Origin of the sequence: Bacteroides stercoris ATCC 43183 (assembly GCF_025147325.1) — a bacterium.
GTDB lineage: Bacteria > Bacteroidota > Bacteroidia > Bacteroidales > Bacteroidaceae > Bacteroides > Bacteroides stercoris.
Genome location: NZ_CP102262.1, coordinates 1,842,018 through 1,866,854 on the forward strand (window position 1 = coordinate 1,842,018; position 24,837 = coordinate 1,866,854).

The following is a 24,837-nucleotide window of genomic DNA, read 5'->3' on the forward strand; positions in this document are numbered from 1 at the left end:
GAGCTGCCTTTTGTATGAATGAGGTTCTTGTTATTCGTTGATAGCAGCGATACCCGGAAGAACTTTTCCTTCAATTGCCTCGAGCAATGCACCACCACCGGTAGAAACGTAAGAAACGCCGTTTGCCAGACCGAATTTGTTGACGCAAGCTACAGAGTCGCCACCGCCTACGAGTGAGAACGCACCGTTCTTGGTTGCCTCAACGATAGCTTCACCTACAGAGCGTGAACCGTGAGTGAAGTTGTCGAACTCGAATACGCCCGTAGGACCGTTCCAAAGGATAGTCTTGGAGTTCTTGATAACTTCGGCAAAAATCTTTTCTGTCTCAGGACCTATATCCAGACCTTCCCAGCCGTCAGGTATTTCGTTTACTTTGCAGAACTGAGTGTTGGCGTCGTTAGAGAAAGAGTCGGCAATCTTGGCATCTACAGCCAATACGAGGTTTACGCCTTTTTCTTTTGCTTTTTTCAACAGTTCGAGAGCCAGATCCAGCTTGTCGTCTTCGCAGATGGAAAGACCGATTTTACCGCCTTGAGCTTTGGTGAAGGTGTAAGTCATACCGCCGGTGATAATCAGATTATCTACCTTGTTCAGCAGGTTTTCGATGATTTCAATCTTGGAAGATACTTTGGAACCGCCCATGATAGCAGTGAACGGACGTTGGATGTCATTCAACACCTTGTCTACGGCTTTCACTTCTTTCTCCATCAGGTAGCCGAACATCTTGTTGTCTTTGTCGAAGTATTTGGCGATCAATGCCGTAGAAGCGTGTGCACGGTGAGCGGTACCGAATGCGTCGTTTACGTAGCAGTCAGCGTAAGAAGCAAGTTTCTTGGTAAACTCTTTCTGGCTTTCCTTAACGGCAGCTTTGGCAACTTTCTTTTCTTCGTCTGTCGCATCTTCGGCCAAACCGCGCGGTTTGCCTTCTTCTTCAGCATAGAAACGAAGATTTTCGAGCAACAGCACTTCACCCGGTTGCAGAGCGGCAGCCTTAACGGCAGCTTCTTCGCCCATGCAGTCGTTGGCGAACTGTACCTCAACACCCAGCAGTTCTGACAAATGTTTCAGGATGTGCTTCAAAGAGAACTTGTCGGTTGCACCTTTCGGACGACCGAGGTGAGAACCGATGATAATACTGCCACCGTCAGCCAAAATCTTCTTCAATGTAGGAAGAGCGGCACGCATACGGGTATCGTCTGTAATGTTGAAGTTTTCGTCCAGAGGTACGTTGAAGTCCACGCGAACGAATGCCTTTTTTCCGGCAAAGTTAAATTGATCAATTGTCATAATACTCTATTTTTATTTAAAAGTGTTACCGTTTTCTTTTCGTGACGGCAAAGTTAGTATTTATTTCTTTTCCCTGCTATTAAATCATTGTTTATTCTTCCCCATCATTGCTCTCTTTACTAACTTTATACTTCCGGCAGTAATATTTGCACATCAATTGCAAACCGCAGTTGTCACATTGAGGGGTACGTGCCTGGCATACATACCGTCCGTGCAGGATGAGCCAGTGGTGGGCAATGGGAATCTCTGCTTCCGGAATGTATTTAACCAGTTCCTTCTCTACGCTGAACGGGGTAGTGCATTTGTCGGATACCAGTCCCAAACGGTGGCTGACGCGGAAAACGTGGGTATCTACCGCCATGGCGGCTTTGTTGAAGACGACCGACTGGATTACATTTGCCGTTTTGCGTCCCACACCGGGAAGTTTCACGAGCTTTTCCAGTGTGTCGGGCACTTGGCTGTTGAAGTCTTTCACCAGCATTTGAGCCATGCCTACGAGATGCTTGGCCTTGTTGTTCGGGTAGGATACACTGCGTATGTATTCGTATACTACTTCCGGAGTAGTGGCTGCAAGTGCTTCGGGAGTGGGGAAGTCCCGGTAAAGGGCGGGAGTTATCATATTCACCCGCTTGTCTGTGCATTGGGCGGAAAGAATTACCGCAATCAACAGTTCGTACGGGTTGTTATAATGTAGCTCGGTCTCCGCTATGGGGCGGTTTTCCCTGAACCAGGCGAGTATCTTTTCATAACGTTCTTTCTTTCTCATCGTAATTTGTTTTTATGATAATGAGGAGTTACCTTGATGTTGAAATAGAGCATGGAAACAATTGTCAGGCAGGCTCCGAAAAGATAGGCTTTGTCGAAAGTGCTGACTTCTGCAATGTATCCGCCTGTCAGCATGCCGATGCCTATCCCCACATCCCACGAAGTGAGGTAGGTGGAAGTGGCCGTGCCCCGTTGACTGTTGGGGGCAAGGTTTACGAACAGTGTGTTGTAGGCCGGAAACATGATGCCGAAGCCTATGCCAAGCAGCAATGCCACTGCAAAGAATACGATGTTGCATGCCATGCTGTTCCACTCGATGATATAGACGCATGCCGAGAGCAGGAAGAAACTGAATACCACGATGTACAACCCTGCCGAAATCACCTGCGTTATTTTTCCTCTGTCTACAATCCTGCCGGAAAAGATGCGCGAGATAGCCATGCCCACCGCCATGAAAGTAAAGAAAAAGCCGGTAGTTGCATGGATACCGATTTCTTTGGCATACATGGCTACGTAATTGGTAGTCATTCCGTAAGGAATGGATAATAAGAGCAGGCTGATGCCCGCAGGAATGCCTTTCAGCAAAATAAAGCGGTCGAGCGAAACCGGTTCGCGTCTGACAGGCGGCTTATACGGGGTTTTCACTAAGGAAGCACAGATGAACCCGGCAATGCAGGAACCCAGCGAGCAACAGAATATGGTGGTATAACTCATACCGGCATCGTGCAGGAACAAACCGGACATCGGCCCTACTGCCATGGCTATGTTGTTGGAGAGTCCGTAATATCCGAGACCTTCTCCGCGTCTTGATGAGGGCATGATGTCGATGACTACCGTATTGCCGCCTACGGTTACCATGCCGAATGATACGCCGTGTATGATGCGGAACAGGATAAATAAAGTGAGTGACCCGGCAATGATGTATCCGGCAAACATAGTCATGAAGATGAAATAAGCTAACAGATACAACGGTTTGCGGGCAAAACTGTCCAGAAAATATCCGGAGAACGGACGGATGCATAAGGCAGCTACCGTATAGCAGGAAAGAATGATGCCGATAGTGGAGTTTCCTGCATTGAATACTTCGGATAGATAGAATGGCAATACGGGTATCAATAGCCAAAAGCCGAAGTACAGCAGGAAGTTGGCAGCGAGGATAAAGCAATAGCCGGGAGTTACGAGCCTATCTTTCATTGGGTGGAAATTTAATAGGATTGATAATCAGGCTGTATTAAAAACCGTTAGTTGCAAATAATCGGGAGTAAAAATACGCCTGATAATTTCTTTTAGGCACGGATTATACGGACTTCACGGTCCTTTTTTTGATTTAATCCGTGTTTCTCCGTGCAATCCGTGCCTAAAAATAAATGGTGAGTGCCTTTGGGTTCTGGCACATCCCAATTTTATGCCCAATATAGAAATATCGGGATTTCTATATTAATAAGCTGCTTCAAATTCTTTCAGGAAGCGCGTATCGTTTTCCGAGAACAGGCGCAGGTCGTTTACGCGATATTTCAGATTGGCAATACGTTCTATACCCATACCTAAAGCGTAGCCGCTGTATATCTTGCTGTCAATACCGTTCAGTTCCAGTACATTGGGGTCTACCATACCGCAACCTAAGATTTCGACCCAACCGGTTCCTTTACAGAAAGGACAGCCTTTGCCGCCACAGATATTGCAACTGATGTCCATTTCGGCGCTTGGTTCCGTAAACGGGAAGTAGGAAGGACGAAGGCGTATCTTGGTATCCTTGCCGAACATTTCCTGTGCAAAGAGCAACAGAGCTTGTTTCAAGTCGGTGAACGATACATTACGGTCTATAAACAACGCTTCTACCTGGTGGAAGAAAGCATGTGCACGATAGCTGATAGCCTCGTTACGGTATACGCGTCCCGGACAGATAATGCGGATGGGCGGTTGTGTATTCTCCATGACACGGCTTTGCACGCTGGATGTATGTGTGCGCAGTATGATATTGTGCGATACATTCTCGGCATTGTTTTCAATGAAGAAAGTATCCTGCATGTCGCGTGCCGGATGGTCTTCGGCAAAGTTCATGGCGGAAAATACATGCCAGTCGTCTTCCACTTCAGGACCGTCGGCGATGTTGAATCCCATACGGGCAAATATATCGATGATTTCGTTCTTTACGATGCTGAGCGGATGGCGTGTCCCTAATTTCACGGGATAGGCCGAACGGGTAAGGTCAAGGTCTTCGCAACCGTTGTCCCGGCTCTCGAATTGTTCTTTCAGAGCGGCAATCTTTTCCTGTGCCTTGTTCTTGAGTTCATTCAGGCGCATGCCCACTTCTTTCTTCTGGTCGGCAGGCACGTTGCGGAAGTCTGCCATCAGTTCGTTAATGGCTCCTTTCTTGCTGAGGTATTTGATTCGCAGTGCTTCCAGTTCCTCGGCATTAGCGGCTTTCAGTGCTTCTACTTCTTGCAGAAGCTCGTTGATTCTGGCTATCATATCGTTGTTATTATTTATTCTTTCAATACATAAAACGATGCAAAGATACAATTTTATCATTGTTTTGCCTTCAATCGCTGCATATTATTTTTTATTAACTCAGACTGCCAGCCGGAATGCTTTTCCGGACTTTGTGTCCGGCTTTCGATATAATGTGCCGCTAAGATGTAGCTTCAATTATTCCAATATTTTTTCCTTCGGTGGACATTCTTGTCCTGTTGACTTATATATTCTGTACATTATTTTTGAATTGTTCTTCCTTATATTGGGTAGGAGAGCATCCCATGTTTTTCTTGAATACTGCACTGAAGTAGCGGGGGGTAGAGAACCCGACCCGATCTGCTATTTCGTTTACTGTTAATGAACTGTTTAGTAGTAGGTTGATAGCATTGTCAATGCGCAATTTATTTATATAATCGTTTGCTCCCATACCTGTTAATGCCTTTAACTTATTATAAAGTGAGGCACGGCTCATACCGAGTTTGTCACATAGGAAAGGAACTCCCATATTAGGCTCGTCGATATTTTCAGTAATAATCTGATTCATTGTATTCAAGAACTTCTCGTCAGCGGCGCTAAATGTACTTTCTTCCGGTGTTGGTGCTGTTTTGCTGCTAATATACTTTTTCTTTATACGCTCACGATTTTTCAATTGGTTATATATGGCTGTGTAGAGCGTACTTATCTCAAACGGCTTTGTAAGATAAGTATCGGCTCCATTTTTATAGCCGAATATACGGCTTGCTTCATCATTTCGAGCAGTAAGCAGAATGACTGGGGTGTGGCTGATGTCTAATTCTTCCTTAACCCGCTTGCACAACTCGTACCCGTTCATTTTAGGCATCTGTATATCGCTGATTATAATATCCGGATGCCACTGCCTGCACATCTCTAACGCCTCTTCACCGTTGTAAGCTGTGCGCACGTCTTTAAAATAGGGCCTCATCGCATCAGTCAGATAATCTACTAATTCCATATTGTCATCCACCACCAGAATGGTATAATCTTTAGTTTCGGATCTGAAAGTAGGCTCGTCTGGTACACTCTCAATGTTTTCAGCAGAGGCAAGCAATTCGTTAAGATAAGGTTGTGGCTGTAAAATAAGCTTGCCAGGCTTAATGTTTAGTGGCAGTTCAAACCAAAAAGTAGAACCTGCAGATTCAACATTATTGAGTGCGCCGACACTGCCGCCTTGCTGTTCTGCCAAAATTTTTGAGTACGAAAGTCCTATGCCTGATCCGGGACGACTGTTCTCACCCTGGTAGAAACGTGTAAACAGTTTCGAGACATCAATATCTTTTAGCCCCGGACCTTGATCTGAAACAGAAATACGCACTCTGTCTTTCTTTTCGGATAATGAAGTAATAATATTGATTTCTCCTCCCTCGTTACTGTATTTTATTGCATTAATTAATAAATTGGTTATTATAGTAGTACATTTTTCCTTATCACAATAGAATGATTCTATTCCGGCTGACAGCTGACGGGTGAGTGTTATATGTTTTTGGGTAGCCTCGGGTATAAAGTCTTCAACTACTTCTTCCAGCCATTTTTCCAGATTGATGCTTTCTATATGCAAGGTACTTTGGCTGACTTCCATTTTGCGTACATCAAGTACCATGTTTAATAAATTCTTCATGCGCTCAGACTGTCGGGCAATATTCTGTAGAACCCTATAGCGGGCATCTTTGGCAGGAAACTGTTCTATCAGTTGTTTTAAAGGAGCATGGATTAGCGTAAGAGGTGTACGCAGCTCATGATTGATATTTATCAGGAAGCGTATCTTTTCTTCATACGCTTGTTGCTCGTGCTCTTTCATTGCTAATTTCATTCGGTTCTCTTTGCGGCGTAAAAAGCTGTAAACGGATAAGCCCACTGCTGACAAGGCAGTCAGCATGCATGTTAATATGAACCACCATGTACGGTACCAAGGTGGGAGTATGATAAGTTCAATAATGGGGTAATTATCTGTCCATTCGCCGGAACGGGTAGTGCATGAAGCAGTTATCTGATAGGTGCCTGCTGACAGCGTATTCAGTGTCAGTTCCGGCAAATAAGAATAGATAGGCTCTTTTTCATATCCTTGCAGATTGTAACAATAGGCAGGCTTACGGAATATATCTTTATTGTGTGCCTTTACTTTAATCGTTATCGTTCTGCTTTGCTCCGGAATTTTTAAAACAGGCTTCCTGCCTGAAATATATTCCATGCGATCACCGCCAACAAATACATCAGATAGTTCAAGCACCGGAGATTCCGGGTGCTCTTTGGGAAGTGTGGAAGCAATGCGTAATAATCCATTTACACTACCCAAATATACATCTCCTTCTGATGAAAGTAAGCGGGGTTTCGGCAGATACTCGTTAGGAGCGACTCCGTCTGGAACACCGTAAAGGATAAAGCGCTTTTGGGTGGTCATCCAGGAAAGCAAACGTTCATTATTACCAATCCATAATCGTCCATGCTGGTCACTGGCAACAGACATTGCTTCGTTAATCAACGAGTTTGAAATATGCGTATATGAACCGTCATTGGGCGAGAAACTGCCCAACCCGTAGTTCCCCCCTATCCAGATAATGCCTTTCTCGTCAGCTGAAGCCGAATGGATCATGGTATCTTGTTTACAGTGATAGAGGACGTGAAGGGTATTGTCATTATGGTCTATACGATAAATACATTTGGAATCATGCAGGTAAGAAAATGTTTCCTTTACACATATCGGGAGCAACTGACCTACTATGGCATCTTTAAGGTGGTTTATATGAATGGGGGTGAATGTTTTCTGTTTCCAGTTGTAACTGTATGGACTCTCGGAAAGCAGTAGGATAGTTTCCGGTGTATTTTGCATAAGATTGACTGTCTTGCCTTGTTGACACAATCGGTTGTTAATATCATCATTTACAATAACCAAAGGAGTACAATGTTCAGTCTGCTTATTATAGAAAAATATCCCCTTGCCAAAGAGTGATATCAAAAGGTGGTTTTTATCAACACCCGTGATGGAGGCTACCTTTTCTCCATATGTAGATGGAATATGGCGAAATTTATTGGTATCGGCATTAAACACATTCAGTCCCCCACCATCCGTTCCTATCCATATATCCTTTTCGTTTTGTTCTTGATAAAGGCTTAATACAGATTTCTCGCTGAGTCCATAATCGGCATTAAGGAGTGCATCTGCATATAGTTTGATGCCCACTTCCTTAATATTGAACATTCCACTGCGTACGCTGCCAGCCCAAATCCCATTTTCCGGATCTGCATAAAAAGACAAAATAGAATTGCTGGGGAGAGAATAGGCATCTCCCGGAATATGTGTTAATACATCCATTTGATTGTTTTCAGGATTTAGAACGGCAATTCCTTTGCCATCGGTACCTATCCAGATGTGGCCATCATATTCAGCCAATGCAAGCACAATGTTACTCTGCATTGATGAATTGCCTGTGTGGTAGGTGTGAAGAAGTTTACCATTCTTATTGTAACATTGCACTCCTTTACAATACGGAGTCACCCAAAAATTACCTTTAGAATCAGGCAGCATCGTAACTACGTCGTGACAATCAAATGGGACATCACGTGTGTGTCCGGTACGAATATCTATCAGCAAAGCTCCCACCCAACGGTTGGCAGCCAACAGGGTATGACTGTCAAAACGGTAAAGATCGGTGATTTGGAATTTTATATTGGAAGTAATCGAACGGAAAAAAGCGATTTTCCCAGTCTTATAATCATATTTGTATAATTTGTCAAATCCTCCGAAAAAAACGCCGTCATCCCAAAGGCAGATGGAGGAGGCTGATATAAGGTTTCCATTTAGGTCACATGCCCGGTAAAAGGTGTCATTGACCGCATCATACAGAAAAACTCCTTCGCTGCCAAGTGCCCAAATATTATTATTGCGGTCTTCTACCAATTGGTCTATATTGCAATTCAAATATTTCTTTTGTTCATATCCGTCGAAGCGTCCGATACCGTTTTTGGTCCCCATCCAGGCATGACCTGTACGGTGGCTGACTGTCATGCAGTTGACTTGATAAGAGAGTCCTTCACGTACGTCAATCCGTTGAAATATATATTGTTTGTCACTTAGTTGCTTTCCCCATAAGACGGTTGGCAATATCCAAACAAGTACAGTTAATAAAATTTTCTTCATAGTATAAAAAAGTAAAACAAAAATATTGTTTTTGCTTCAATAATGCAAATAATCATATAAATTTATTCCGCTATTTTAACAAGTATAATCGCCGTCAAGTTTGGTATCAGTAATTTATTGTATATCAAGATTTGTACCAATAAATTAACGCTGTTTATAGAGCATAGGAGGATTATACGATAATGAGTGAAATAGTCATTTTTGGAGCAAAAAAAGATATTTCTATACCTTCCATTCATTGTGGAACGGATACTTTTGCAAAAAACTATTTATTATAACTAATACCTTTGTTATACGATGAATTACATCTATAAAATTTTTCTACACTTCCTCATTGTGGGAATATTCTTTGGAGTCGGTAGGCTTTCTGCTCAGGCTACTGTTCCCGAATGGCAAAGTCAATATGCTATTGGAAAAAATAAATTACGGCCTCATACTTATGTATGGCCATACGACAAAGCTACAAATATCCGTCAAGGAGATTATGAAAATTCTCGCTATTATATGAGTCTGAACGGGAGATGGAAATTTTCTTGGGTAAAGAATCCTGATAATCGGCCCAAAGACTTTTATAAGCCTGGATATTATACGGGTGGATGGGCTGACATCAAAGTGCCTGGAAACTGGGAACGTCAAGGTTATGGAACTGCTATTTATGTGAATGAATCCTACGAATTCGATGACCCGCTATTTAACTTTAAGAAAAATCCACCACTAGTACCATATGATGAAAATGAGGTAGGTTCTTATCGGCGTAGCTTTACTTTACCATTGGATTGGAAAGATCGCCGGACCGTCATCTGTTGTGAGGGCGTTACCTCATTCTATTATATTTGGGTAAATGGGCATTTATTGGGCTATAATCAAGGTTCGAAGACTCCTGCTGAATGGGATATTACTCCATATGTAAAAGAGGGAGAGAACACAGTTGCCCTGGAAGTATATCGTTGGAGTGCGGGATCATACCTGGAATGTCAGGATATGTGGCGATTGAGCGGTATAGAACGTGATATCTATCTGTATAGCACTCCCAAGCAATATATTGCAGACTATCAAGTGACTTCCACTTTAGATAAAGAAACGTATACGGATGGGCTTTTTGCTCTTGAAACAACCATAGGAGGGGAGGCTGAAGGTGCTGCCACATTATCGTATCGTTTAGAAGATGCTTGCGGAAAAACGATTTTGGAAAAGGATTGTCCGGTTCAAAGCAAGGAAAGCGGCAATTTCATTTTTTTTGAGAAAGAGACTTTACCGAAAGTGAAACGTTGGAGTGCGGAACATCCTTATCTTTATACATTGATTATTTCTCTAAAAGATACTTCAGGAGAAATCATACATCTGACAGGGTGCAACGTAGGGTTTCGTACCTCGGAAATCAAAGATGGACGATTTTGCATAAACGGTGTGCCCATATTGGTAAAAGGGGCAAATCGTCATGAACATTCTCAATTGGGACGTACAGTCAGCAAGGAACTGATGGAACAGGATATTCGTCTGATGAAGCAGAATAATCTGAATACAGTGCGAAATTCGCATTACCCCACTCATCCGTATTGGTATCATCTCTGTGATCTTTACGGTCTGTATATAATAGATGAAGCAAACATTGAGTCGCATGGCATGGGGTATGGAGCAGCTTCGCTTGCTAAGGATAGCACATGGCTTCCAGCCCATATGGATCGGGTACAACGGATGTACGAGAGGTCAAAAAATCATCCCGCCATCATAATCTGGTCATTAGGAAATGAGGCAGGTAATGGTATTAATTTTGAACGCACTTACGATTGGATGAAATCAGTAGAGCAAAGTCGTCCAGTTCAGTATGAACGTGCTGAACAACAATATAATACTGATATTTACTGTCGCATGTATCGTAGTGTGGATGAGTTGTTGGCTTATGCCCATCAGACAAGTCCGAAAGTATACCGCCCTTTCATTATGACGGAATATTTGCATACAATGGGTAACAGTGGAGGCGGTTTGAAGGAATATATGGAAGTGTTCGAGAGCGAACCTGTCGTACAAGGCGGTTGTATCTGGGACTGGGTCGACCAGTCATTCAGAGAGGTGGATGCTCATGGTAAATGGTATTGGGCGTATGGCGGTGATTACGGACCGGAAAATATACCAAGTTTTGGTAACTTTTGCTGTAATGGGCTGGTGAATGCTGTACGGGAACCGCATCCTCATTTAAAAGAGGTAAAAAAAGCTTATCAATATATTAAATGCACGCTCAAAGATCCTAAAAATTTAACCATCGCTATCAAAAACTGGTATGACTTTACCAATCTGAATGCTTATGTGTTGAAGTGGAGCATAGTGGGAGATAATGGTAAAATGTTAGCGAAAGGGGAACAGTCTATAGAAGTTGCTCCACATGCCACTACTGAAGTTTCATTGGGAGGCGTACGCTTACCCCGGAATATCCGTGAGGCTTATCTGAATTTAAGCTGGACGCCTAAGAAGAAAAGTGCTTTCATCGGAACTGATGATGAGGTTGCTTATGATCAGTTTGTCTTGCCTGCCAATAGTCAGTATCGTCCGACATTGGCTAAACTGTCTGAAAAACCGGAAATTCAGATTGATCCGAAAACCGGAGCATTAACATCATACATCTATGAAGGACAGGAATATCTTGCCTCGCCTGTGCGGCTGAGTTTATATCGCCCTGCAACGGACAATGACAACCGTGAAAAGAAGGGAGGCGCAAAGGTTTGGCGCAAATTAGGGCTAAATCATTTGGTCCAACGTGTATTATCTGTAAAAACATCAGGACACACTACTTACAGTGAAGTGAAATTATTGAATGATAAAAATGAGACAATAGGGTCTGCTACATTTGAATACACCATTCGCAAGGATGGAATATTGTCTGTACAAACCCGTTTCGTTCCGGATACAACGTTTGTCAGTTCATTGGCTCGTGTCGGGCTGGTTTTTGAAATGCCCCACAGTTTTAATCGTGTCACTTATTTGGGCCGAGGAGAGCATGAGACTTATGCTGACCGAAAACTATCGGGGCGTATCGGAATTTATCATACTGATGCAGAACGAATGTTTCATTATTATGTGCGTCCTCAGGCTACCGGTAATCGAACAGACGTGCGTTGGATGCAAGTTAGCGATGAATTAGGAAAAGGATTGTCTGTGTGGGGGGAGAAGTCATTTGAATTTAGTGTATCTCCTTTCACTGATGAGAATATAGATGCTGCCGGGCACATTAACAAGTTGAAAAGAAATGGCACGGTGACCGTTCATCTTGACGCTTTGCAAAGCGGTGTGGGAACGGCTACTTGCGGACCGGGGGTACTGGCGCCTTATTTGGTGCCTGTAAAAGAGTATCTGTTTAGTTTTGAAATACGTCCTTTAAAATGATGAGGCACTTTTGACATATCGGAATTTTAAATAGTATCAATTGTTTATGAAGAGAATTTTATTTTTTATCATATTGTTTTGTATAAGCCTTTCTGCTATTGCTCAAGAATCTTGTCCGCAAGTTATTCCGGCTTTGCAACAATGGCGTGGAACAGGTGGAACTCTTTCCTTGCCTGTACGAGGCAGCATTGTAATTCGCACAACCGATGAGGCTGCGTTAGAGTCCACAGCTCGTATTCTTATATCAGACTTGAAGGAATTGATGGGGTGGGATTATACTTTGCGTACCGGAAAACCTCGTAAGAACGATATTTGCTTGTCCCTCACTCCACCTGATGAGGAGTTGGGAGAAGAGGGATATGTGCTTGACTTTTCCGGTTATGCTTGTATAAAAGCTCCTGCCGTAAAAGGTGTATTTTGGGGTACGCGCAGTTTGCTGCAGATCCTTTTTAATCATCAAGGTACTCTTCCTAAAGGTATTGCACGCGATTATCCTCAATTCCCTAATCGAGGATTTATGCTAGATGTTGCCAGAAAGTTCTTCACGATGGATTATCTGAAGCAATATGTAAAGATATTGTCTTTTTACAAGATGAATGAGTTTCAAATACATTTGAATGATAATGGGTTTCCGCAATTTTTTGAGAATGATTGGAATAAAACCTATGCTGCTTTTCGGTTAGAGAGTGAACGTTTCCCTGGATTGACATCCAAGGACGGGTCATATACCAAAAAAGAATTTATAGAGTTACAGAAGATGGGGAAAGCTTATGGAGTAAACATTATTCCAGAAATAGACATCCCCGCCCACTCTCTGGCTTTTGCTCATTATAAGCCGGAAATAGCCAGTCAAGAATATGGTATGGATCATCTTGACCTTTATAAAGAGGAGACTTATCGTTTTGTGGATACATTGTTGGACGAATATCTTTGTGGAGACTCACCGGTATTTATCGGTCCGGACGTACATATAGGAACAGACGAGTATAATAAAAAGGAGGCTGAACGGTATCGTTATTTCACGGACCGGTATTTGAAATACATTGCGAAATACGGTAAAAATCCCCGTATGTGGGGTGGCTTGAAATGGCTCCCGGGAAAGACACCTGTGCAGGCAGAAGGAGTAACTGTCAATGCATGGTCGTATGACTGGATAGACCCGGAAGCATCTTTAAAAGACGGATATAAGTTGATTAACTCTTGTGACACTTATCTTTATATTGTACCCTCAGCAGGTTATTACCGTGATTTTCTGGATCATCAATGGTTGTATGAAACTTGGTCACCATGGTTGATTAATAAAAAGTTGACATTGCCCGAAGGTACCGTTGGAGTACTGGGAGGTATGTTTGCCGTGTGGAATGATAAGTGCGGCAACGGTATATCAGAACAAGACGTGCATGTGCGTTCTTTCCCAGCCCTACAGGTATTGGCTGAAAAGATGTGGAAAGGCAGCAATAGTCAGGTTTCTTTTGAACAGTTTGAGGATTTATGTCGTCAGATGCCCGAAGCTCCCGGCGTGAATCTGTTAGGCCGGATACCGTCAGGTGTATGTCAGACTGCTTCTGGTGAAGTGCAACTTACCCCTGCCGGGGAAGTCTGTGTGCTAAGCGGAACCGATTCTATTTCTACTGTGTTACAAGAAGTGGGGTATCCGTATGCTGTATCTTTCAAAATTTGTCCCGATGAGAATGCTTCCAATAGTTCCATACTATTCAAGGGACCTCATTCTGTGGTGTATGCCAATTGGGAAAACAAAGGCTGCCTGGCTTTCAGTCGTGACGGCTATACATTTGTGTTTCATTCCTATCATTTGCCCGAAGGTGTGTGGAGTGATATTCGTATAGAAGGTGATTACAAGGGGACTTCCCTTTATGTGAACGGTAAGTTGCAGGAACGTCTGGAAGGCCGCACCAAGAAAGTCTATCGTCAGCAGTATAAGCGTATGGAGTATATGGAGTATCAGGAGACACTGATATTTCCCTTACAACAAATAGGGGATGGCTTGAACGGTTTTAAAGGAAAGATTAAAAATGTAGTGTGCAAGCAGTTCTGAGGGAACGTTTCTAATGTTTTTTCCTGTCTCTTTGATTCGGAAATTTAAATTATTCATTTATATATAAACCTATAAAATCATTATTTGTATTATGAGAAAACTAGTATGGTCAGTGCTGGCAGCAATGGCAATTTTTTTGTCTGGCTGTACTGATGAAACTGAGTCAATGTCTTCGTCAGAACATACTGTAGTGCATCTGATTCCTGATGTGGATGTGTCTACTCGCGGGCTGACAGCTCCTCAACAGGTGAATGGTTATCATTTACGTTATATTCTGGAAGCTTATGCACAGGAAGCAGAAGGTACTTTGGGTGCAAAGTTAATACGTCTCTGCCAGACATCTTCTACTTTTGAACTGGAACTGATGCCTGACAAAACCTATACTTTTCTGGCTTGGGCTGATTACGTAAGTAGTGGGATGGATAATGTGAAACTGAATAATGTAAATGATGAATTCTACACCACCGCCGATCTGCAGAATGTGTCTATGAATACAGCCAAGTGGGCTTTGAATACAGCTGCTAAAGATGCTTTCTGTGCTGTGAAGAAAAACATCCGGGCAGGTGCTCCGATTGAGCTGTCCTTGAAGCGTCCGTTGGCTATGATGAACATCAGGACGAAGACATCTGTTGAAAGAACCAAGGCTGTACAAATCAGTTATCCCAGTGTCTATACAGCTTATAATGTGCTGGCAGCTGATGTTACGGGAAAGGCAGGTAAGCAGACATTTGCAGCACCCGTTTTGACTGACGAAGGCAATAACCGCATTGCTTATGACTATCTGTTTGTTCATCCGTTGGCTGATTCCGGTAAATACAAACAAGGTAGTAGTTTGTATAACGTAATTATCAATTTATTTGACGTGACTGAAACGGCTGATACACCGGATGCATCTTATGAAGTGGAATCTGTGCCTTTCTCTCCGAACTATCGTACCAATCTTATTTGTTCGGATATAGCAGAATCTGAGGTACAGACGCAGGTAAGTGTCTCTGTGGATACGGCTTTTGAAACTCCGGAACAGACTGCTTCCAAACAGTTTATCAATAGTTCATATATCCGTACTAGTTTCTATGAAACCGGCCGTATCTTTACCAAAGGGTTGCAGACTTGCAATGATTTGATTTATCTGGTAGCCAATCCCTATTTTGGCGGTCCTTTGTATTTTGAAATACCTGAGAGTACTTTCTCTTTGTCTGCTGGTACTACCTGGATGGCTGGTTATGCAGACCGCACTGGTGTGGTCTCACTGGATGGAACAGCGCAGCTGGATGTGAAAGCTGATATATTGAATAAAGCCATTGGTGAATTTCCGAAATTCACATTTGCTACGTGGGTGTATATCGATGAATGGCATGCAGGAGCTTTCCTCTTTAAAAAACAGAATGGGAACAATGCCCCAAAGGTTGGTTTGAAATTAGGTGATACTGTAGGCAAGTTGACTTTCTTTGTAGATAATACAACCCATACCTATACTACAGCCTCGCTGCAAACAGGTGCTTGGCATCATGTGTCGCTGGTTCATGATGGAGTAGCCCAAAACACAGAATTGTTTGTTGATGGAGTTTCTGCAGGAAAAACAACGGCATTTCTGAAACTTCCATTTATGAATGCCTATTTTAATATGTATTTGGGCACTGGATTGAAAGGTAAGTTGGACGAAACTTTCTTTAGTATGTTGCCGATGTCAGCTGCTGAAATCAATGAGGTAAAGACCGATGGACTGAACTTTGGGAACTGGAATCACACCAAAGTACAGGCTTATTGGAAATATGATGAAGAGCAAAATCCAGGAAAGGATTCTCATAGTTGGGTAACTATTATGGAAGATGTCCGTTCGAAGTTGACCGGCAAGGATATCAAGTTCCGTTTGGGGGTGTCCGGCGGTGATTGGGCAGCTATGATTGGCAATGCCAGTAATCGTACTTCATTCGCTAAAAATATTAAGACTGTGCTCGACAAATATCAGTTGGACGGGGTTGACCTGGATTTTGAATGGGCATATTCTGCTGACCAATTTAAGAATTACAGTTTGACTATTCAGGAAATTAGAAAAGTAATAGGCTCTGATTATCTACTTACGGTTTCTTTGCACCCCATTTCTTATAAGATAACTCCGGAAGCAGTGGCTGCCTGCGATTGGATTTCATTCCAATGTTATGGTCCGAAAGCTATCGAATTCCCTTATGAGAGTTATACTAGCCATTTGCAGGCTGCTATTAATTACGGTATTCCAACAGAAAAACTGGTGCCCGGACTACCTTTCTATGGTACAAAAAACTGGAACTCTGGTAGCTCGGAAGGCACGGTTGCCTATTTTGATATGGTAAAGGAAGGTTCTGTCAAGAATACGACTGATGATCAGGTAACTTATAAAGGAACTACGTACTATTTGAACAGTGTATCTACTATTCAGAAAAAAGTAAGGTATGCGCTCGGCCAGCACATGCACGGTGTGATGTCATGGGATTTGGCCACCGACTGTGATTATGAAAATTCACTTTCTTTACAGCGTGCAGTAGTAGAGGAAATCAGGAAATAACAGAGATGGAAGAAGTGGATGCGGAAATGCTATCGCAGGAATCAACTCATTGCTATGATTCTCTTTTGTGTGAGCTGCTTGGTATGTACTTTATGGATAATATGAAAAGAAACAGGATTATATTTATAGGATTGTTAATGAGCCTTGGCGTTTATGGTCAGGGCATACAACCACCCTTGTCTTACTGGTTTGATACTCCCACGACGTTAAACGGTCATGCTGTATGGTATGGTGGAAATCCGGAATTATGGAAGGATAAGAAACCTATTTCAGCTGGAGACCATGCTAAGAATCCGGATGCAGAATGGGAATCAGCTTCCTTGCCTTTGGGCAATGGTAGTATAGGTGCTAATATTTTAGGATCAATAGAAGCCTAACGTATTACCTTTAACGAGAAAACCTTATGGAGAGGAGGACCGAATACCGCTAAGGGAGCGGCGTATTATTGGAATGTAAATAAGCAGTCTGCTTATCTTCTTGACGAGATTCGTAAAGCCTTTACTGAAGGTAATCAAGAAAAGGCCGAACGTCTGACCTGCCAGAACTTCAACAGTACAGTTCCATATGAATCTTATAAAGAAGACCCATTCCGGTTCGGTAACTTTACGACGATGGGAGAATTCTACATAGAAACAGGACTAAGTACTATTGGGATAAGCGGATATCGCCGTGAACTGTCGCTCGATTCAGCCCGTGCAATAGTACAATTTTGCAAAGATGGAGTAAAATATAAGCGTACTTCATTTATATCTTATCCTGCAAACGTTTTGGTGATGCGTTATAGTGCTGACCGCCCTGCTAAACAGAACCTTAGATTCAGCTATGCTCCTAATCCGGTTTCGGCAGGCTCTTTACAACCTGAAGGGAAAAATGGATTGGTTTTTCGAGCCAGATTAGATAATAATAGTATGGAGTATGTAGTGCGTATGCGGGTTTTAACGCAAGGTGGAACTGTAACGAATACTCATGACCAACTCCTTATCGAAGGAGCGGATGAGGTGGTATTTCTGATTACAGCTGATACTGACTATCTGATTAATTTCAACCCTGACTTCACTAATCCGAAAACGTATGTGGGAGTAAATCCGGAAGAAACGACAGCTTATTGGATAAATGAGGCAGAAAAACAAGGCTATGAAGCGTTATATCAAGCTCACTATGCAGATTATACAGCATTGTTCAACCGTGTGAAACTGAACTTGACAAATTCATCTGATTTTCGTGATATGCCGATTACTCAACGTTTGAGTCGTTATCGCGAAGGTCAAAAAGATTTCTATTTAGAACAATTGTACTATCAGTTTGGCCGTTACTTGTTGATAGCCAGTTCTCGTCCCGGCAATTTTCCTGCCAATTTGCAAGGTATATGGCATAATAATGTAGATGGTCCGTGGCGTGTGGACTATCACAACAATATCAATCTGCAGATGAACTATTGGCCGGCATGTTCTACCAATCTGAGCGAATGCATGAAACCGCTCATAGATTTCATCCGTACTTTGGTAAAACCTGGTGAGAAGACTGCTCAGGCATATTTTGGGGCTCGTGGCTGGACGGCTTCCATTTCTGGAAATATCTTTGGTTTTACTACACCGTTGGAGAGTGAGAATATGTCGTGGAATTTCAACCCTATGGCAGGACCATGGCTGGCAACACACATTTGGGAGTATTATGATTACACCAGAGATGTGAAGTTTCTCAAAGAAATCGGTTATGAACTGATTAAAAGTAGTGCTAACTTTGCCGTAGATTACTTATGGCATAAACCCGACGGTACCTATACTGCGGCTCCTTCCACTTCTCCTGAACATGGTCCGGTAGACCAGGGAGCAACCTTCGTACATGCAGTAGTCCGTGAAATTCTACTCGATGCTATCGATGCCAGCAAAGTGCTGCGGGTGGATGCTAAAGAACGCAAATACTGGGAGCAGGTATTGGAGAAGTTGGTTCCTTATAAAATTGGGCGCTATGGTCAGCTGATGGAATGGTCCGGTGATATGGATGATCCGAAAGACCAGCATCGTCATGTGAACCATCTCTTTGGTTTGCATCCCGGGCATACGGTATCACCGATAACCACCCCTGAACTTTCCGATGCTTCCAGAGTGGTGTTGGAACACCGGGGTGATGGAGCAACCGGTTGGAGTATGGGTTGGAAACTTAATCAGTGGGCGCGTCTGCACGATGGTAATCATGCTTATAAACTTTTTGGTAATCTCTTAAAACACGGAACATTGAATAATCTTTGGGACATGCATCCGCCTTTCCAGATTGATGGGAATTTTGGTGGCACGGCCGGTGTTACGGAAATGCTGCTACAAAGTCACATGGGATTCATTCACTTGTTGCCAGCTTTGCCCGATGCTTGGAGTGACGGTTCTGTGTCCGGACTTTGTGCCCGTGGAAATTTTTCATTGGATGTATGCTGGAAAGATGGAAAGCTGCGACAGGTTGACATTATTTCTTATGCGGGAACACCTTGCATATTGAGATATCGGGACGCTGTGCTGATTTTCAAGACTCAAAAAGGGAAAAGCTATCGTGTAACCTATCAGAATGGATGTCTGATTTTGAATAAACGATAGATTTCTTGTTCGTATAGTGAAGTTTATGAATTCTTTTCCTGGTTGGAAATGAATGTAATACCGATGAAATGGGCATAAATGCTTTATTTCAGAAGCTGGAGTCCTTAAAAATACTATCAATGAAAATATAGTGATTTTTAGACCTATTAATAGTGATTTTTGTACTTCGGTTTTTGGATTGTTTTGCAATTTTGCAGCGTTGAAACGACAATATTTATTTAAATTTAATTCTATGAGACAAAGACTTCAAAAGGCGATGCTTGTGATGGTGCTATGTCTGTTGGCTGTAACCACAGCTCTCGCTCAGGCCATTCAAGTGAAAGGTATTGTGTACGATGGTAATGGTGAAACGATGCCTGGTGTAAACGTACATGTAAAAGGTGCTGCCAGTGGTACCATAACTGATGTAAATGGTAATTATACTGTTTCTGTTCCAAATTCCAATTCTATATTGGTATTCTCTTTTATTGGATATACAACGCAGGAAATAAAAGTAGGTAATCGTACCAATATTAATGTAACATTGAAAGACGACTTGCAGCAATTGGATGAAGTTGTCGTTGTGGCTTACGGTACGGCTCGCAAGGGTGACTTGACCGGTGCTTTGACTACCATGCGTCCGGATGGCAATGAGGCTATGAAAGCGACATCTATAGACAATCTGCTTGATGGTAAAGTTGCCGGTCTGGTAGTAAATACAGCATCTGCTACTCCGGGCGCTGCTTCCTCTATTACGATTCGTGGCGCCAGTTCTTTGCGTGGCGATAACCAACCTTTATATGTGATTGATAATATCCCGCAGGCTTCTACCGGTGAATTTGCTTCTTCTGGTATTTCAGGTGACTTTCAGATTGCACAAGACCCCTTGGCTTCGCTGAATCCGGCCGATATTGAAGATATTACCATATTGAAGGATGCTTCTTCTACCGCCATCTATGGTAGCCGTGGTGCTAATGGTGTCATTTTGATTACTACAAAGAAAGGTAAGGAAGGTAAGGCAAAAGTAAGTGCTTCGGCTAACTTCACCATTGCAGAGCCTTCTGAACTGTTGAATATGATGAGTTTGCGTGAACATGCCTTGTATCGTAATTCGCGTCAGACGGATGAGAAAAACTGGCAGTTCCACCTGGTTGGTGACGAAGTACGTTATGTATTCGGTGATGCTACAGGTTCTTATGATCCTGATAAACCTGAATCCTATCATGTGCTGGCTGAACGAAACTGGCAGAAAGAAATTTATCAAACCGCTTTTTCTCAGAACTATTCCGTATCTGTAAATGGTGGTACAGGTAAGACTACCTACTACGTCTCTGCTAATTTCAAGGATATTGAGGGAACCGTGAAGCAGACAGGACTGAAGCAAGGTGACTTGCGTGCCAACTTGAATGCCGACTTGTCCAAGGCTGTTTCTCTACGTTTGTCCTTGGCTGGTTCTCTCCGTCAGAACGATATGATGGCCGGTGGTAATACATTGGGTGGTTCTACAGGTGCCGTTTCACGTACGGCTTTGGACTATGCTCCATATGAAATGCCGGAGGACGACCCTGCTTTCGACCAAGAAGCTAAAACAACGGTATTCAGTTGGTTAAATGATTATGTAGACTTGGCTGATGATAAAACTTTCAATGCCAGTTTGGACCTGACATGGAAAATCAGCAAGTTTTTGCGTTATAATCTCCGTACCGGTGGTAACATCAATACCAATGAACGTAAACGCTGGTATGGTCTGGAGCTGTATCAGGGTATGAATAATCAAGGTTACTTGGCCATTTCCAATCTTGACAAGAGCAATTACTCGGTAGAGAATCTGGTAATGTATAATACGAAGCTGGGTTCTTGGGGTAATTTGGATGGTACAGTCGGTATGACTTACGAGGATTACAATTTCTTGAACAAAAATGTTGTCGGAACCAAGTTTTCTGTAATGGAAATGCGCGAAAATGGTATGCACATGGCCGGTTCTCGTGAATATCAGACACCTATTCAGAAAGATTATCAGTTGCTTTCTTACTTGGGACGCGTGAATATCAATCTTTTTGAGAAATATTTGATAACAGCCTCTATTCGTGCCGATGGTTCCAGCAAGTTTGCCAAGAATAATCGTTGGGGGTATTTTCCCTCTGCTTCTATCGCCTGGCGTTTGGAACAGGAAGAATTCATGAAGAGTTTGAAATGGCTGAGCCAATTGAAGCTTCGTTTGAGCTATGGTATCACTGGTAACCAGAGTATCGATCCGTATTCTACTTTTGCCATGTATGGTGGCGGTAGTATTATCTATGCCGACAAACTGGGCAATGCATTGAATACGCTTACTATTACTAACTTGGCAAACAATAGCTTAAAATGGGAAAAGACAGCTTCCTGGAACGTGGGAGTAGACTTCGGCTTTTGGAATTCCCGTTTGACAGGTACTATAGATGTTTATAATAAGAAAACTACAGACTTGCTTATCAGTCGGGATCTTCCGGGTTCGGCAGGTTTCTCTACAACCTATTATAACCAAGGATCATTGACAAACAAAGGTGTGGAATTCTCACTGAATGCCTGCATCATTGACCATAAAGACTGGAAATGGAATGTAAGCGGAAATATTGGTGTCAACAAGGGAAAAATCGGTGATTTGGGTATGTTGCCTGGACAATTTGGTGCATTGGGTGAAAGAGTCGGTTACTTTGGTAATTCTTTGGGTGACCACTTCGGTGTAGGCCATGTGTTCCTGGCAGGTGAAGCTCCGGGACAGTTCTACGGTTATGTGACTGACGGTATCGTACAGGTTGACGATGTGGTAGAAGGTAAGGGCATCCGTTATACTAAGGCTGATGGAACGGAAGGTTACTATAAGACTGCCATGGGGCAGACATTGAAAGCCGGTGACGTGAAGTTTGTCGACAGAAACGAAGACGGTGTGGTAGATGATAAGGATAAGGATATTATCGGTAATCCCAATCCGGACTTTACTTATGGTATCCAGACCAGCCTTTCCTGGAAGTCGCTGACGCTGAAAGCTGCTTTCAACGGCGTACAAGGTCGTGATATATTGAACACCGGTAACCGTTACATAAACACACCGGGTATGAAGTCCAACAACATCACTTCTGAAGCTTATCAGGGAATGTGGACTGCCGAAAACCCCAGCAATCTCTTCCCCTCGGCCAACTTTGAGGTACAGAACATGGTGATGGATCGTTATGTAGAGGATGGAAGTTATTTTCGGTGTTCAGACATTACATTGAGCTATGTTTTGCCCAAGAGCCTGATTTCCAAAATCGGAATGAAAAACATGTCAGTATTCGCCAGTGTGAAGAATGCCTTCATCCTTACCGACTACAGCGGTTATGACCCTGAAGTGAACAGTTTTGCCTTCGACGGACTTCGTCCGGGCGTGGATATGAACTCTTATCCTACACCGCGTTCCTACATCTTCGGTTTGAACCTTACTTTTTAATTCCATTACACTAACAACTTAAATGACTGAATAATATGAAGAATTTTAAATATATTGCTTTTTCTTTCCTGCTTACCGGCAGTGCTGTTTTGACCGGTTGTTTGGATGAAGAGCCCCTTTATTCCCAAAATAATTTGGTGATTTTCAGCAGTGAGTCCAATGCCAGGCAAGCTCTCTTGGGATGCTACGGCTATATGGCTGCTCCCAACGGATATGGTCAGCAATGGCAGGAATTGCCTATCAGCGCTTCTGGCTTTGCTTGGACAAACCGTAATTCCGGTGAAGACCCTAATGTCAGTTTAAATGTATTGACTTCCAGTACACAAGTGGAGTATGCTTGGAACGGTATGTATAAAGTAATCGCTGAAGTCAATGCTTTCCTTGACTATTTGAACAAGAGTGAACTCTCGGATGATATCAAAAACAAGCTGGGGGCAGAAGCACGTTTCTTGCGTGGTGTTGCCTATTACAACTTGGTTTCCCATTTTGGTGACGTTCCCATGAGAACTTCAGCCTCTTCTTCCGATGGAATCGCTATGCCCCGTACGCCGAAAGAACAGGTGTTCGGATTGATTATCGATGATTTCAAGTCAGCTTTGGTGTTACCGGAAACACAAAATGATGGCTATGCCACAAGTCTGGCAGCCAAGGCTTATTTGGGCAAAGTGTATCATAAAATGGCTTGCTTGGACATTGATAAACAAACGAATCTGAACAATGCCAAAGCCATGTTTGATGAAGTGTACGGAAAATATCAACTTCAACCGAAATTTGGCGACTTGTTTGTAGACAATGTAAATGGAAGTAAAGAATCAATCTTCCAATTGAACTATAACGCAGAGTCCACTTTGGTATTCAATCGTGCTTGTAACCGTTTTGCTCCGGCTCACTCAAACAGTGGTATCGCATGGGGGACGTACAAGGCAACCAAAGCGCTTTACGACTGGATGCGTGCTACCTATCCCGGTGATCCCCGTTTGGAAATAAATTTCCTTACTAGCTGGCGCCAGCATAAGAATAATCAGGCTGATGATGTACCGCAAAAGGGCGACCAACCGTGTGCCAACGACTCTACTTACTCTTATCCGTACATCACATATAAGGTGAAAGGTGTCTATGTGATGAAAGACGGAAAACCAGTAATGGAAAACGGCATACCGCTACAGCAAGATTTTGTAGCAGAACTTCCTTATGCAGACATGGAAGACCCTTCGAATCCTTCTATAGCAAAATTTGCTGACTATACCAAGATGGCGGAGGCAATGAATCCTGATAAAAAGGTTCCTTTGACAGGTCAGGCTCTAAAAGACTCCACACGTTTGGCCCGTATTGGAGAAAGTGTACAAACAGATTATGCAGCTTCTGGCAAAGAACACGCTTCTCCCTATTTCGGAAAAATGTTCGATAAGAAAGCTACGGGTACACGCAGTCATAAAAATCTGATTGTATACCGTTATGCCGAAATGTTGCTTTTGATGGCCGATGTATATAATGAATTGGGGCAGAAAGACCGTGCTATTGATTTAGCTAATGAGGTACTGACACGTGCCCGACAATCATCTGCAGGGACTTCTGCTCAGCCGGCTGACTGGCCGAAGACTTTGACGCAGGATGAAGTGAGAGAGCATCTGTATTACGAACGGATCTTTGAATTTGCAGGTGAGCCCAATATGTATGAAATGGTACGGTTGAAAGGTGTGGAACTCTTTAAAAAAGCCTTGGAAAAACACAATAATCATGAGATAACGAGAGCCTCGGTAGAAACGTATCAGGAAACAAAAAATAATAAGCAGGATCGTCTTTATAACGAAGCGGAAGGTGGAGCATTAACTCAGGACTTCTTGAAGAAGAATCTGCTATTGCCGATACCTTTGTCAGAAATCAATTATAACGAAGGTATTACGGTAGATGACAACAACTTTGGTTATTAATCTATTTTTGCCTTAGTAGCAGTTTTGCAGATATTTGCTGGAGGCATAGAGTAGTTGTTTGCTCTGTGCCTCCTTTTATTTATTAAGCTAAGTCCGGGATGCACTCTCCATACTAATCAAAATAATATGAAAATAGCGATTATTGGAGTTTTTATAGTAAATATAGGGCTGTAATCTATATAAGAGCTTGCCATTTTTGCAGACGGAATTAATAATATAG

General features: G+C 42.8%; 10 protein-coding genes and 1 pseudogene. 6 read left to right on the forward strand and 5 right to left on the reverse strand.

Features of this window, described 5'->3' with window-relative positions:
- Positions 1-30: 30 nt before the first annotated feature.
- The 5 genes from NQ565_RS07455 to NQ565_RS07475 all read right to left on the reverse strand — a co-directional run bounded on the left by NQ565_RS07455 (position 31) and on the right by NQ565_RS07475 (position 8,680).
- Entirely contained in the window at positions 31-1,290 is a 1,260-nt protein-coding gene (locus NQ565_RS07455) for a phosphoglycerate kinase (protein WP_117666280.1), read from the reverse strand.
- Between the two features lie 88 nt (positions 1,291-1,378).
- The gene (gene nth / locus NQ565_RS07460; protein ID WP_005654667.1) at positions 1,379-2,053 is read right to left on the reverse strand and encodes an endonuclease III; all 675 of its coding nucleotides are present in this window, start codon (positions 2,051-2,053) and stop codon (positions 1,379-1,381) included.
- Complete coding sequence (locus tag NQ565_RS07465) at positions 2,050-3,246, reverse strand: MFS transporter (RefSeq protein ID WP_005654668.1); 1,197 nt, start codon at positions 3,244-3,246, stop codon at positions 2,050-2,052. Before NQ565_RS07465 ends, nth begins: the two co-directional genes overlap by 4 nt.
- 243 nt (positions 3,247-3,489) lie before the next feature.
- On the reverse strand, positions 3,490-4,524 hold the full coding sequence (gene pheS, locus NQ565_RS07470) for a phenylalanine--tRNA ligase subunit alpha (RefSeq protein WP_016661427.1): 1,035 nt from the start codon (positions 4,522-4,524) through the stop codon (positions 3,490-3,492).
- Between the two features lie 223 nt (positions 4,525-4,747).
- A complete protein-coding gene (locus tag NQ565_RS07475) occupies positions 4,748-8,680 on the reverse strand; it encodes a hybrid sensor histidine kinase/response regulator transcription factor (RefSeq protein ID WP_005654672.1) in 3,933 nt (1,310 codons plus the stop codon).
- Positions 8,681-8,977: 297 nt separating this feature from the next.
- Between NQ565_RS07475 and NQ565_RS07480 the strand changes: the two genes are divergently transcribed.
- The 6 genes and pseudogenes from NQ565_RS07480 to NQ565_RS07505 all read left to right on the forward strand — a co-directional run bounded on the left by NQ565_RS07480 (position 8,978) and on the right by NQ565_RS07505 (position 24,617).
- Complete coding sequence (locus NQ565_RS07480) at positions 8,978-12,058, forward strand: glycoside hydrolase family 2 TIM barrel-domain containing protein (RefSeq protein WP_005654674.1); 3,081 nt, start codon at positions 8,978-8,980, stop codon at positions 12,056-12,058.
- 46 nt (positions 12,059-12,104) lie between these two features.
- On the forward strand, positions 12,105-14,114 hold the full coding sequence (locus tag NQ565_RS07485; protein ID WP_005654675.1) for a family 20 glycosylhydrolase: 2,010 nt from the start codon (positions 12,105-12,107) through the stop codon (positions 14,112-14,114).
- Between the two features lie 91 nt (positions 14,115-14,205).
- Entirely contained in the window at positions 14,206-16,656 is a 2,451-nt protein-coding gene (locus NQ565_RS07490; RefSeq protein ID WP_005654677.1) for a glycosyl hydrolase family 18 protein, read from the forward strand.
- 137 nt (positions 16,657-16,793) lie between these two features.
- Positions 16,794-19,241: pseudogene (locus tag NQ565_RS07495) on the forward strand (glycoside hydrolase family 95 protein).
- A gap of 232 nt (positions 19,242-19,473) precedes the next feature.
- The gene (locus tag NQ565_RS07500; RefSeq protein ID WP_005654682.1) at positions 19,474-22,686 is read left to right on the forward strand and encodes a SusC/RagA family TonB-linked outer membrane protein; all 3,213 of its coding nucleotides are present in this window, start codon (positions 19,474-19,476) and stop codon (positions 22,684-22,686) included.
- Between the two features lie 35 nt (positions 22,687-22,721).
- Complete coding sequence (locus tag NQ565_RS07505) at positions 22,722-24,617, forward strand: RagB/SusD family nutrient uptake outer membrane protein (protein WP_005654683.1); 1,896 nt, start codon at positions 22,722-22,724, stop codon at positions 24,615-24,617.
- The last annotated feature ends 220 nt before the right edge of the window (positions 24,618-24,837 follow it).